We start from the raw sequence: 12,686 nt of genomic DNA, 5'->3' as shown, positions 1-12,686 counted from the left end.
CCCCGACGTGGGCCGGCCGGACCGCTCGCTGCCCCGCCGGCCCCGCCTCGACCGGCTTTCGCGACCGTCCCGCCGCCGCGGCAGACTGTCGGGGTGAGTTCTGTTGGTGCCGGTTCGACCGCCGGTTCGACTGCCGGGTCGGAGACGGGTTCGGCTGCTGGTGCCGGCCCGGGGCCGGACCACCTGCGGCTGGTGGATCCGGCGACTCCGGTCGCCGACCTGGCCGACGTGGTCGGCGAGACCCTGGCCGGCGGACCGCCGATCGCGCCGCTGCCGGCCGATCCGGTCGCCGCAGGCGTGGTGCGGGCGATGCTGCGTCCCGAGGTGCCGGTCGCCGAACCGGACGCGGCCGTCGTGGTGTCGACGTCGGGTTCCACCGGTGCCCCGAAGGGTGTGGTGCTCTCCCGCTCGGCGATCCGGGCATCCGCGGCGGCGACCGAGCAGCGGTTGGGAGGGCCCGGCCGCTGGCTGTTGGCGTTGCCGACCCACTACGTTGCGGGGTTCATGGTGGTCGCCCGGGCAGTGGCGGCCGACCGGCCGGTGCTGGATGTCGGGCGTGACCTGTCGGGGCTGGCTGCCGCGGTGGCCTCGGCCGAGGGCCGCAGCTATCTCTCCGTTGTACCCACCCAACTGACCCGGGCGCTGCGTGAGCCGGCGCTGGCCGCGGCCCTGGCGCGGGTCGACGCCGTACTGCTCGGCGGTGCCCCGGCCGAGACTGCCCTGCTCGACCGGGCCCGCGCCGCCGGGATCACCGTGATCACCACCTATGGGATGAGCGAGACCTGCGGCGGCTGCATCTACGACGGCGTCCCGCTGTCCGGCGTCACCGTCACCCTCCACCCCGGCGAGGGGTCACAAAATCCTTCATTTACGCGGCGTGTCGTCGGGGATCCGGCGCCTGAACCCGGCCATGGAGAGGACCGACCGGACCAGGGCCGGGTCTGGCTCGGCGGGCCGATGCTCTTCTCCGGGTATCGGTTGCGTCCCGAGCTGACCGCCGCGACGGTGATCGACGGGATGATCCGGACCAACGACCGCGGCGTGCTGTCCGGCGGGCGGCTGGAGATTCTCGGCCGGTACGACGACGTGATCATCTCCGGCGGCCTCAAGATCGACACCGCGGCGGTGGAGCGGGTCGCCCGTGGGTGGCCCGGGCTGGACGGCGAGATCGCTGTCGTTGGCGTACCCGATCCGGAATGGGGCGCCCGGCCGGTGGCGTACGCCGAATGCTGGTCGGGGCAGTTCGACGCGCAGAGCCTGCGGTCCTACCTCATGTCCCGGCTGGCCGCGCACGAGCTGCCGGCCCGAATCGAGGTGCTCCCTGCCCTGCCGCGCACCACAAGCGGCAAAATTGACCGCGAAGCGCTGCGCAACGGCGCCGCAAGGACCACGACACGCCGCGAAAATGAGGGATTTACTGACCCCTCGGCGAAAGGGGATCAGCAGTGAGTGGTGGGGCATCGACGATGCCGGGAACGCCGGGGATGCCCACCTTCGCCCAGTGGGTGGAGGGGGCCCGGCCCCGGACCCTCCCGTTGTCGGTCGCGCCAGTGGTCGCCGGCTCTGCGACGGCGTACGCGGGCGGGTCGTTCGCGGTGGTTCCGGCTCTGCTCGCACTGCTGCTCAGCGTCGCCCTGCAGATCGGGGTGAACTTCGCCAACGACTACTCCGACGGTATCCGCGGCACCGACGCGGACCGCGTCGGGCCGATGCGGCTGGTCGGCTCCGGGGTAGCCCGGCCGGTGCTGGTCAAGCGCGCCGCGTTCGGCTGCTTCGGGGTCGCCGCGCTGCTCGGTCTGGTGCTGCTGGTGCTCTCCTGGCAGTGGTGGTTGGTCCCTGCCGGCATCGCCGCGATCCTGGCGGCCTGGTTCTACACCGGTGGGAAGCATCCCTACGGCTACCTCGGCCTCGGTGAGGTCTTCGTCTTCGTCTTCTTCGGTCTGGTCGCGGTCTGCGGTACGGCGGTGGTCCAGCTCGGCCGGATCGATCTGCCGACGCTGCTGGTGGCGGTCGCGATCGGTCTGCTGGCCGTCGCCGTTCTGGTGGTCAACAACCTGCGCGACATCCCGGGTGACCAGCTCGCCGGCAAGCGCACCCTGGCGACCCGGATCGGCGCCCCGGCCACCCGGCTGATGTTCACCGGGCTGGCCGTCGGTGCCACGGTCGCCTACGTCGCCGCTGCGGCGGTGATGACCTGGTGGTCGCTGCTGGCCCTGGCCGGGATCGGGTATCTGGTACCTCAACTGGTGACCGTTCTGCGCGGCGCGCAGGGACGGGAGCTGATTCCGGCGCTGAAGGCTGCCGGCCTGGCCTGTCTGCTGTCCGCCGTCGGGCTCGCGGTCGGGCTGTTGGTTGCGACGGCATTCGGCTGAGGACGGCGGCCGATCGCGCCGAAGCGTGCCGCCGGGTCCAACGCCGGGTGGCCGTACAGTGGATTCCATGTCGGAAAATCCTCGGGTCAGCATCATCGTGCTGTCGATGGGCGACCGGCCCGAGGAACTGGACCGATGTCTGCGCAGCGCGGTTGCCCAGGGGTACGACTCCTTCGAGGTGTTCTGCGTCGGGATGGGCTGGCAGCCCGAGGGACTGCCCGACGGCGTCCGATCCGAGGGCGTGGCGGAGAATCTGGGTTCTCCCGGCGGCCGGAACTATGCCGCCGCGCGGGTCACCAGCGAGGTGTTCATGTTCCTCGACGACGACGCCTGGCTGCCCGACAAGGACTTTCTGAGCAAGGCGATGGTGATCTTCGACCGGTGGCCGCGGCTCGGGCTGCTGGCACCGCGCCTTTCGGACGAGAACGGTGTCACCCTGCGCCGCTGGGTGCCCCGGGCCCATGTCGGAGACCCGCTGGAATCCGGCCCCGCCTTCACCTGTCCGGAGGGCGTCACCCTGTATCGCCGAAGGGCCTGGGAGGACGTCGGCGGCTTCCCCGGCAACTTCTTCCACGGGCACGAAGGGGTCGACGTCTGCTGGCGGATGCGGGACCGCGGCTGGGACGCCTGGTACGAGGCGGCCCTGACGGTGCACCATCCGGCCGTGCCGGCCGGGCGGCACTCGTACTATCTGCGGCTGAACGCCCGCAACCGGGTCTGGGTGGCTCGGCGCAATCTGCCGGTGCCGCTGATCCCGATCTATGTCGGCGTCTGGACCGCGATCTCGCTGGCCCGCAATGCCGGGGACTGGGAATCGGTCAAGTCGTGGGTGTCAGGCTGGCAGGAGGGCTGGCGTACCTCTCCCGGCCTGCGCGAACCGATGCGCTGGAAGACCGTCGCCAAGTTGGCGCGGCTGGGTCAACCGCCGATCATCTGACCGAAGGCCGGGTCCGTTGGTGACCGCGGGTCAGGAACCGGCCGGCGGGCGAAGCCGGCTGGAGGCCAGGATCGCGATCAGGTAGCCGAGTGCGGTCAGTGCGGCCAGCGGCACCCCGATGATCGCCCAGAGCTGCAGCAGGCCTTCGGAGCCGAGCGGCCGCAGCAGGTCGATCGTGGCGATCACCAACAGGATCAGCGAATACTCGATCGCCCCGAACGCCCGGAAGAACGGAAAGAACCTCAGCAGGCCGCGGATCGATCGCAGACCGCCGCTGCGCGGAGCGGCCAGCTCGGCGTCCTCGGACAGTTTCGGCCAGCCGAAGTAGGCCCGCGCCACATGCACCAGGTCGCCGGTTGCCTTCTTGAGCAGCACCAGGATCGCGGTCGCCATCCCGAGGATCGTCCAGCCGCCGGCGTGGGCCGGTCCGCCGTCCAGGTGCATCCCGAATCCGATCGGCAGCGACGCTTCGACCACGTAGTGGCAGACCCGGTCGATGTAGACGCCGGCAGCCGACGACTGGCCCCGCCACCGGGCGATCTCACCATCGGTGCAGTCGATCATGATGCTGAACTGGATCAGCGCGGCCGCCGCCAGGAACGGCCACCAACCCGGGAGCAACAGCACCGCCGCGGCACCGACGCCGATGATCGCGATCCACCAGGTGACCGCGTTGGCACTGATCCCGGTCGGCAGCAACGCCCGGGTGATGTAGATGGAGCCCTTCCGCAGGTAGAGCGCGCCTGCCCAGTGCTCGGAATTGCGCCGGCCGAGAACCGTCGGCGGCTGGGACACCGCGCGCAGCTCGGTCATCGAGGGGTGGTTGCCTCGCTGGCTCCCAACTGTCGGCTGGTCGGGCGTCGCGGCGTCAGACATACCGGCCAGCATAGGGTTCCGCGACGCTGTTTCTCAGCTGGAGGTTCACCTGCGGCGAACCGGACTACGCTTGCGGCATGGGTCGGTATCTACCAATCGTGATGGTGATCCTGCTCGCCATCTACTGCATTGTTGAGGTAGCCCAGGCCCCGACGTACGCCGTTCGCCGGATGCCACGCTGGGGTTGGGCAACGCTCATCATCGTGCTGCCGCTGCTGGGATCGCTGGGTTGGCTGTTCTTCGGCCGGCCGACATCCGACTCCCGCCGGCAGAACCAATTCACCGGTCGACCGAAAGCTCCTGACGACGACAACGACTTCCTGCGCGGCCTGTGACGACGGCCGCAATCGTTCTGGCTGGCGGCACGTCCAGCCGCTTCGGCGCTGACAAGCTCGATGCCGCCCTCGAGGGCGTACCGCTGCTCCATCATGCGGTGTCCGGGATCCCGGACACCTGGCTGCTGATCATCGTCGGGCCGGAGCGCGCGCTCGATCGGCCGGCCGAATTCGCCCGGGAGGATCCGCCCGGCGGAGGACCCGGAGCGGGGCTGGTCGCCGGTGCTGCGGCGGCTGCCGCTGCCGGCGCCACCGTGATCGCGACACTGCCCGGTGACGCGCCACGCGGCGGTGCGGCGGCTGTACGGCTGGCCGAAACGCTGTCCGAATCCGCGGACCAGGTCGTTGCCGTGATCGGGGTCGACCAGGCGGGCGTTGATCAGCCGCTGCAACTGGCCGTACGAGCTCCGGCGTTACAGCGGTTGGCCGCCCACGCGGACAATCACGGCATCAGTGCCCGGAGGCTGTTGGATGATCTTGCCGCGGCCGGTGAGGTGGTGCGCGTCCGGCTGCCGTCGGCGTACACCACCGATGTCGATCGTCCGGAGGATCTGACGGCGGCCCGCTCCCACCTGACCTGACCCGAACCGACCGACCGGGCGACCCGATCAATCAAGTTCGAAGGTGATCCCGGTACGTCGCTCTGCGGCCTGCCACCAGCGACGGCCGGTCTGTGGATCCGACATCAGCCGCCGCGGACGGATGATCCACGGCTTGCCCCGAGAGATCCAGCGCGGCCCGATGTATTCGCCGCCGGTCAGCTCCGCAGCAGTGGCCGCGTGGACCTCGCACTCGGCGCCGTCGGCCGCCGGCGTGGCCAGCGCCCCGGTGAAGTAGTTGATCATTCGGTTGACCGGATCGTCGTGGGCGGCGAAGAGGTTGGTCGACGCCCACCCCGGATGGGTCAGCACCGAGATGGTCGGCCGGTTGGCCGCCTTGAGCCGCCGGTCGAGTTCCAGGGCGAAGATGCCGCAGGCCAGTTTGCTCTGCGCGTAGGCCAGCGCGGGTAGGTAGCGGCCGTGCTCGTTGAAGGACAGATCGACCGAGGGCACCGCCAATGCGGCCATGCTGCTCACCGAGACGATCCGCGAGTCGCCGCCGGCGTGGAGTGCCGGCATCAATCCTGCGGTGAGCACGAAGTGGCCGAGAACGTTGGTTGCGGCCTGCAGTTCGAAGCCGTCGACAGTGAGGGTCCGCTTCGGTGTGTTGGAGATGCCGGCATTGTTGATCAACGCCCTCAACGGACCGCGGCCCAGTTGATCATCGACGAATCGGCGCACCGAACCGAGATCGGCGAGATCGAGTTCGCCGACCTCGACGCGGGCATCGGGAACCTCGGTACGGATACGCTCCAGTGCGACCCGACCACGCTCCGGATTGCGTACCGCGAGCACGACGTCGGCCCCGCGGGCGGCCAATCGGGACGCCGCCGCCAGGCCGATACCCGAACTGGCTCCGGTGATGATCATCCGCCGGCCGCGCTGGTCCTCCTCGACCATTCCCAACCTTCCGTGCTTGCCGATCAGTTGCCTAGACGCAGGGCCCGCACCGCCTGGTCGGCGATCGCTTCCGGCTCGTCGGCGACGTCGGCCACCAGACCGGGCTCGTCGGGCTGCAACGGCTCGAGGGTGGCGAACTGTGAATCCAACAGGGACGCCGGCATGAAGTGCCCGCTGCGCGAGGTGATCCGTTGCCTGATCAGGTCATGGTCACCGTCGAGATGCAGGAACTCCACCCTGGCGTTCGCCGAACGCAGCACGTCCCGGTAGCTGCGCCTGAGTGCCGAGCAGGTGAGGATCACGCTGCCGGGAGCCTTGGTGATCCAATCCCGCAGCGCGGCCAGCCAGGGCTCGCGATCCTCGTCGGTGAGCGGGATTCCGGAATGCATCTTGGCGACGTTGGCGGGCGGATGGAAGTCATCGGCCTCCGCCTCGAGCCAACCCAGTCGGCGCGCCAGAATCTCGGCGACCGTCGTCTTGCCCGCCCCGGAGACTCCCATCACCACGACCGCCGTCTTGGCACCCGGATCGTCGATGCCCGGCGGGGTCGAGGTCCCGCCGGGTTCCGACGAGTCGGCGAAGGGAGGTGTCACTGCTTGGTTTCCGAGCGATCCCGGCTCCACTCGGTGTGGAAGGTGCCATCCTTGTCCACCCGACGGTAGGTGTGGGCGCCGAAGTAGTCCCGTTGGGCCTGGATCAGCGCGGCCGGCAGCCGGTCGGCGCGGATGCCGTCGTAGTAGGCCAGCGAACTGGCGAAGGCCGGTGCCGGGACCCCGTTCATCGCGGCGCCCGCGACGATCCGCCGCCACGCCTCGACCCCGGAGTTCACGGCGTCGGCGAAGTAGTCGTCGGCCAGCAGCAGCGGCAACTCCGGATCGCGTTCGTACGCCTCGGTGATCCGGTTGAGGAACCTCGCCCGGATGATGCAGCCACCGCGCCAGATCCGGGCCATCGCACCGCGGTCGATGTTCCAGCCGTACTCCGCGCTGGCGGCCGCGATCTGGTCGAAGCCCTGGGAGTAGGCGACCACCTTGGACGCGTACAGGGCCTGCCGGACGTCGTTGATGAAGGCGTCGCGGTCCTTGACCTCCCAGGTCGAGGCCTTGGCCTCCAGCTTCTCGCGGGCGGCGGCGCGTTGCGGTGTCGATGCCGACAGGGCCCGCTCGAAGGTCGCCTCGGCGATCCCGGTGATCGGTACGCCGAGGTCGAGCGCGTTCTGTACGGTCCAGCGGCCAGTGCCCTTCTGTTCGGCGCGGTCCAGGATGATGTCGACGAACGGCTTGCCGGTCTCGGCGTCGACGTGGCCGAGCACTTCGGCGGTGATCTCGATCAGGAACGACTCCAGGTCACCGGAGTTCCATTCCTTGAAGATCTCGGCCAGTTCGCCCGCCGAGGCGCCGAGCCCGATCCGGAGCAGGTCATAGGCCTCCGCGATCAGCTGCATGTCGGCGTACTCGATGCCGTTGTGGACCATCTTGACGAAGTGGCCGGCGCCGTCCGGTCCGACGTAGGTGCAGCACGGCTCCCCGTCCACATGGGCGGAGATCTTCTCCAGCATCGGACCGAGCGACTCGTAGGACTTTGCCGAGCCGCCGGGCATGATGGACGGGCCGTTCAGCGCGCCCTCCTCGCCGCCGGAGACGCCCATCCCGACGAAGTGCAGGTTGTGTTCGGCGAGGGCCTTCTCTCGCCGGATGGTGTCGGGGAAATGGGCGTTGCCGGCATCGATGACGATGTCGTCGGGTTCGAGCAACGGCACCAGCTGGTCGATCACCGCGTCCGTACCGGGACCGGCCTGGACCATGATCACGATCCGGCGGGGTCGCTCCAGCGACGCGACGAAGTCCTCCAGCGACTCGCTCGGGACGAAATCGCCCTCGTCACCGTGCTCGGCCATCAGCGACTCGGTCCGGGCGTACGTCCGGTTGTGCAGGGCGACCCGGTAACCGTTCCGGGCGAAGTTCCGGGCCAGGTTGCGGCCCATCACCGCCAGGCCGGTGACACCGATCTGGGCGAGTTCAGACATCTCGACTCCTCTGCATGCTGTTCTCCAGCTGGTAGGACCGGACCACGTGGTTCGGCGCCGATATCCTCCCATCCGCGGCTCTTCCGGTCACCAGGACCCTTGCCTGAAAGGTTGTCGGCGCCCACCTCCTCACCCGATTGACTCCCGTTGAGTTCCGTCCTCCTCGCTCGCCCGATGGGCGTCGCTCCCTCCCTCCTCGTTCCAATCGGGTTCCTCCCCTCCCCGAAGGTCAAAGTTTGACCCAGCGGCTCCCCACAGCGGCGTGTCGCAGCCACACACTCAACGTTTGACCTTCCCGGAGGCGGGTCGGTGGCTCGCCGGTTCCCCCCCGGGACCGCGAAGATCAAAGTTTGACCCAGCGGCTCCCCGCAGCGGCGTGTCGCAGCCGCACACTCAACGTTTGACCTTCCGGGAGGCGGGTCGGCCGGTCCATGAGAGCGATGAGGTGGTTCGCTATGTGGATTCGATTCGGCGTGGGTGCGTCTGCACTAAGCTGCGGATCGGGCTGGATACACATCTGAATTTGCAGGACCCGGGCGTGGTCGGGACATGCTCGGCGAGGAGGTTGCATGCTTCAAGCCCTTGGGGTCAGCACGGAGGCCGAGTCGCTGTATGTCCGGATCGCACGTCAGGAGGACGTTGCGCTGGCCAGCCTGCGGGAAGGTGGCCCGGGCGACCTCGAAGCTCTGCTGGGGGAACTCCAGGAACTCGGGCTGATCATCGAATCTTCGCCGGGGAGGATACGGGCCCTGCCGCTTGCCGAGGCGGCCAAGGGAATCCGCGATCGGCGAGTCGCCGAGATCGATGCGGCGGTGCGCGCAGCAGAGGCGATGAGCCTGCACATGTGGGAGACCCAGGCGCCGTCCACCGGCATCGAGGTGCTCATCGGCCGGGAAGCCGCCAACGCCGCAATCACCGATCTGTGCGCCAGATCCCAGCTGGAGATCGCGGCGTTCGATCGGCCGCCGTACGTCAATGTCCACGAGCCGTCGCCGGCCTATCTGCAGGCCCATTCACCGGAATACCAGGCCCTGGGCCGGGGTGTCTCGGTGCGCGGGGTCTACCATCCGGGCTTCGACCGGGACCGGCTGGCCGAACTCACGGTCTTCCTGCGGGCAGGCGAGCAGGCGAAGCTGGGTGACGTCCCGATGAAGCTGATCCTGATCGATCGCAAGGCGGCGATCCTGCCGGCGCCCAGATCGTACGCGCCGGAGCCGGAGGTCAAAGCGACCGTCGTACGCCACCCCGTTGTCGTCGAGGCGCTGCTGTCCCTGTTCGAGGCAGTCTGGGAACGGTCGGTCGCCATCCGACCAACCGACACCGGAGAACTGCAGCAGGATCCGCGGCGGGACGCACTGGTGTCCTTGCTGATGAGCGGGGCGACCGACTCCGCGATCGCGGGTCAGTTCGGCGTCACGGAACGATCCGTACGGCGCTGGATCGCCGATCTGATGGACGAACTCGACGTACGCACCCGCCTACAGTTGGGCGCCGCACTGACCAAGTCGCAGGCGTTCCGACAGGACAACCGCCAGCTGCTCTGAGCCGGGTGATCAGTCAGCAATGGTGCCGCCCAACGGGCGACACCATTGCCGTAGGCCGGGTCAGTTCACCTGGAAATCGTTGCCGACACCCTCGATGGCGCCGAAGCCGTTGACGGCGTCGAAACCGTTCACGGCGTCAAAGCCGTTGACCGCGGACCGGGATACGTCGAAGCCGTTGACTGCGAAGCCATTGACCCCGAAGCCATTGACTGCATCGAACCCGTTGACCGCATCGAACCCGTTGACCGAGTCAAAACCGTTGACCGAGTCGAACCCGTTGACCGAGTCGAACCCGTTGACCGAGTCAAACCCGTTGACCGAGTCAAACCCGTTGACCGAGTCAAACCCATTGACCGAGTCAAACCCGTTGACCCCGAAGCCGTTCACCCCGAAGCCATTGACGCCGAAGCCATTAACACTGAAGCCGTTGACGCCGAAGCCGTTGACCGACGGAGCGGTGTGCGGCGATGCGGTCGTCGCATGCGCGGGCGAGATGCCGATTCCGAAACCGGCGATCACCATCGCCGCGACAGCTGCGGACCGGGCGATGAGCCGTCGTACTGAAACCTTGGACATGATTCCTTCCTCCGCGCCGGCCCCTTGAGTCGGGCGAAGGCCCGACCTCCGGTCACAGATGATTCGACTGTACTGACAACGAGCACGCTCCGCACATCGTCGCCAGTTTCCTCCGACCGGACATGTCCGCTTTTGGACAAGTCCGGGACCCACAAAGATGCACCGGCAGCGCCCACGGCGCCGTTCGGCCGCCGTGGGCGCCACCCGGGGGGATGTGATCAGTGCACGCCTCGCGGCGGTCACTCATCTGGGCCGACACGGATCATCGAGCAGCGCCGACTGCTCTCACCGTCGTCTGACCAGCAGGTTAGCTTTTCCGAAGGAACAGCTACCCGCAGACGCATCTTATCAACCGGGACGCCTTCGGACCGCCGAAGAATATTTCCACGCGACGGCAGCTGCCTGTCGACAAATCGCCCCGATCCGGGACCGAAATGATCTCCTAGCGTGGCGGCGCACTCAGTGGACCGGGTCCATGTCCAAAACCCAGTCAATGCTCGCAGTGGACCGGCGGGGGTCATCACCTGTCCACCCAACGACGTAGCTGCCGATCAGATCGCTCCCGGGGGAATCGTCGAGCAATCTTCGCAACCGAGCAGTGGTGCGTCGGGTTCACCACTTCTCACACGGCCTCGTCGGTCGAGCACTGAGCGCGCCGCCCACGTCGGAGCTCCAACGCTGAGGTCAACGTCGACCCTCGGCAGATCAGCCTGACCCGTCGAGAGTCGGAGATCCAAGCGCTGCGGTGCAGTAACAACATTAGTTGACGGCCGAGCGCCGCACGGTCGGATAAGCCGTCCGCATCCGGACATTTCCGGTAGTGGACAGATTCGTACACGTGGTCGCCTCCACCGCCTGTGCATGGGTCGGAGCCCGGTGTCGGCAGACGGAACTAGCCTCGAAAGCAACCGGTTCGAGACTGCCTTGGAGCCATCATGACGTGTTCGATCATCCCCTCGTATCTGCTGCGGCGCATCGCCGAAACCGCTGAACGCACACCCCATCCCTGCGAAAACACCCTGCGGGTCGACGACCGGATCCGTCGCGGCCGGCCACGGCGGCCCGAGGCCGCCGGCATGTCGTCGGACCAACCGGGACCGCGGAGCATCGCACCGGAGACCATCACCCAGCAGGCCGACGCCAAGCGCCAGATCTACACCGCCGACAACACCGAGAACCTGCCCGGGACACTGGCGCGTCGGGACACAGATCCGGAAACCGGGGACGCCGCAGTCGACGAAGCCTGGACATCATCGGCACAGATCTGGGATCTCTATGCCGACGTCTTCGACCGCGAGTCGGTCGACGGCAGGGGGTCGACGGTCACGGTGACCGTCCATTATGGGCAGGACTACGACAACGCGTTCTGGGACGGCAGCCAGCTGGTCTTCGGCGACGGCGACGGGGAGATCTTCGAGCGGTTCACCAAGCCGATGGACGTCATGGGCCACGAGTTCACCCACGGCGTCACCGAGGACTCCGCCGGCTTGTCGTACGACGGTCAGCCCGGAGCACTCAACGAAAGCATCTCCGACGTCTTCGCCTCGATCTGCAAACAGCGGGTCAACCAGGAGGCCGCGGAGGAGGCGGATTGGTTGATCGGCGCAGGCCTCTTCGCACCTGGCGTCAACGCGCGCGCCCTGCGTTCGATGAAGGAGCCGGGCACCGCCTACGACGATCCCCGACTCGGCAAGGACCCCCAAGTCGCGTCGATGGCTGACTACGTCGACACCACCGATGACAACGGTGGTGTCCACATCAACTCAGGCATCCCCAACCACGCGTTCTATCTGGCTGCCACCAAGCTGGGCGGCAACAGCTGGGAGCAGGCCGGCCCGATCTGGTACCAGGCGCTGACCGGGGGCGCAGTTTCGACCGACACCGACTTCGCCGGCTTCGCGACGGCCACCGTCAAGGCCGCCGAGGCGCTCTACCCCGACTCGCCGTCCGTCGCCCAGAGCATCTCCGAGGCCTGGGCCGAGGTGGGTGTGCTCGGCAAGACTGATGACACGAACCGGCCACCGCGTCCCAGGTCCCGGACGGTCGCCATCTCGCGCAGCGGCGGCTTCGCCGGGGTGACCCGCACAGCGGAGGTCGATCTCGATTCCGACGTCGGGCGCCGGATCAGTCAGCTGCTGGACCGGGTGGATTTCGACGACTTCACCCCGGCCGCGCCGACACCGGGCCGGCCCGACCGGTTCGTCTACCGTCTCAGCTATGGCGATCTGCAACTGACGGTCGGCGAGCAAGACGTGCCGCCGGAACTCGGCGAGGCGATCAAGATCGCGTTCAGCCGCTCGCCGGGAAGCGGGCCGGTGCCGGGTGAGCAGGCCGGGCCAGCGGCCGGCAATGCGCAGCGACGGCAACCACCCGGCGTGGGTACGAGCCTGGGCCGATAGGCCGCCGCGAGCAGCCGTTGGGACGCATGGAAGAATTCCGGCAACCAAGATCATCAGGTCCGGTCGCCTGACGCGACCCCGGGAATCACCCGGCGAAACCACTCCAGCGCTTTGTCGAAAGG

The 12,686-nt window shown here is 68.1% G+C and carries 12 protein-coding genes; 7 read left to right on the top strand and 5 right to left on the bottom strand.

Annotated features, from left to right (window positions below; all coding sequences use genetic code 11):
* Positions 1–93 precede the first annotated feature (93 nt).
* From GJV80_RS20690 to GJV80_RS20680, 3 genes are all read left to right on the top strand, one after another.
* A complete protein-coding gene (locus GJV80_RS20690) occupies positions 94–1,449 on the top strand; it encodes an AMP-binding protein (protein ID WP_154689516.1) in 1,356 nt (451 codons plus the stop codon).
* Positions 1,450–1,484: 35 nt separating this feature from the next.
* The gene (locus tag GJV80_RS20685) at positions 1,485–2,372 is read left to right on the top strand and encodes a 1,4-dihydroxy-2-naphthoate polyprenyltransferase (RefSeq protein ID WP_154690416.1); all 888 of its coding nucleotides are present in this window, start codon (positions 1,485–1,487) and stop codon (positions 2,370–2,372) included.
* Positions 2,373–2,439: 67 nt separating this feature from the next.
* On the top strand, positions 2,440–3,309 hold the full coding sequence (locus tag GJV80_RS20680) for a glycosyltransferase family 2 protein (RefSeq protein ID WP_154689515.1): 870 nt from the start codon (positions 2,440–2,442) through the stop codon (positions 3,307–3,309).
* Between the two features lie 30 nt (positions 3,310–3,339).
* Here GJV80_RS20680 and GJV80_RS20675 read toward each other — a convergent pair whose 3' ends face one another.
* Entirely contained in the window at positions 3,340–4,185 is an 846-nt protein-coding gene (locus GJV80_RS20675) for a CDP-alcohol phosphatidyltransferase family protein (protein WP_195909040.1), read from the bottom strand.
* Positions 4,186–4,262: 77 nt separating this feature from the next.
* Here GJV80_RS20675 and GJV80_RS20670 point away from each other — a divergent pair, with 77 nt between their 5' ends.
* Both GJV80_RS20670 and GJV80_RS20665 read left to right on the top strand, forming a co-directional pair.
* Complete coding sequence (locus GJV80_RS20670; protein ID WP_154689513.1) at positions 4,263–4,520, top strand: PLD nuclease N-terminal domain-containing protein; 258 nt, start codon at positions 4,263–4,265, stop codon at positions 4,518–4,520.
* Complete coding sequence (locus GJV80_RS20665) at positions 4,517–5,101, top strand: molybdenum cofactor guanylyltransferase (RefSeq protein WP_154689512.1); 585 nt, start codon at positions 4,517–4,519, stop codon at positions 5,099–5,101. The genes GJV80_RS20670 and GJV80_RS20665 overlap by 4 nt, the downstream gene beginning before the upstream one ends.
* A gap of 27 nt (positions 5,102–5,128) precedes the next feature.
* On the opposite strand, the gene GJV80_RS20660 is transcribed toward GJV80_RS20665, so the two are convergent.
* Genes GJV80_RS20660 through gndA form a run of 3 tightly spaced genes read right to left on the bottom strand, consistent with a single transcriptional unit; the run spans position 5,129 to position 8,045 of the window.
* Positions 5,129–6,019, bottom strand: coding sequence for an SDR family NAD(P)-dependent oxidoreductase (locus GJV80_RS20660; RefSeq protein WP_154689511.1), 891 nt, complete (start codon positions 6,017–6,019; stop codon positions 5,129–5,131).
* 23 nt (positions 6,020–6,042) lie between these two features.
* On the bottom strand, positions 6,043–6,612 hold the full coding sequence (locus GJV80_RS20655) for a gluconokinase (protein WP_230207902.1): 570 nt from the start codon (positions 6,610–6,612) through the stop codon (positions 6,043–6,045).
* The gene (gndA, locus tag GJV80_RS20650) at positions 6,609–8,045 is read right to left on the bottom strand and encodes an NADP-dependent phosphogluconate dehydrogenase (RefSeq protein WP_154689510.1); all 1,437 of its coding nucleotides are present in this window, start codon (positions 8,043–8,045) and stop codon (positions 6,609–6,611) included. The genes GJV80_RS20655 and gndA overlap by 4 nt, the downstream gene beginning before the upstream one ends.
* A 569-nt stretch (positions 8,046–8,614) precedes the next feature.
* Between gndA and GJV80_RS20645 the strand changes: the two genes are divergently transcribed.
* The gene (locus GJV80_RS20645; RefSeq protein WP_154689509.1) at positions 8,615–9,589 is read left to right on the top strand and encodes a hypothetical protein; all 975 of its coding nucleotides are present in this window, start codon (positions 8,615–8,617) and stop codon (positions 9,587–9,589) included.
* 60 nt (positions 9,590–9,649) lie between these two features.
* Here GJV80_RS20645 and GJV80_RS20640 read toward each other — a convergent pair whose 3' ends face one another.
* Positions 9,650–10,165, bottom strand: a complete 516-nt coding sequence (locus GJV80_RS20640; protein ID WP_154689508.1) for a hypothetical protein — start codon at positions 10,163–10,165, stop codon at positions 9,650–9,652.
* Positions 10,166–11,100: 935 nt separating this feature from the next.
* On the opposite strand from GJV80_RS20640, the gene GJV80_RS20635 reads away from it, so the two are divergent.
* Complete coding sequence (locus GJV80_RS20635) at positions 11,101–12,564, top strand: protealysin inhibitor emfourin (RefSeq protein ID WP_154689507.1); 1,464 nt, start codon at positions 11,101–11,103, stop codon at positions 12,562–12,564.
* The last annotated feature ends 122 nt before the right edge of the window (positions 12,565–12,686 follow it).

It is taken from the genome of Microlunatus sp. Gsoil 973, assembly GCF_009707365.1.
In the GTDB taxonomy this organism is placed as follows: Bacteria; Actinomycetota; Actinomycetes; order Propionibacteriales; family Propionibacteriaceae; genus Microlunatus.
This window is presented reverse-complemented; position numbering and strand designations above follow the sequence as displayed.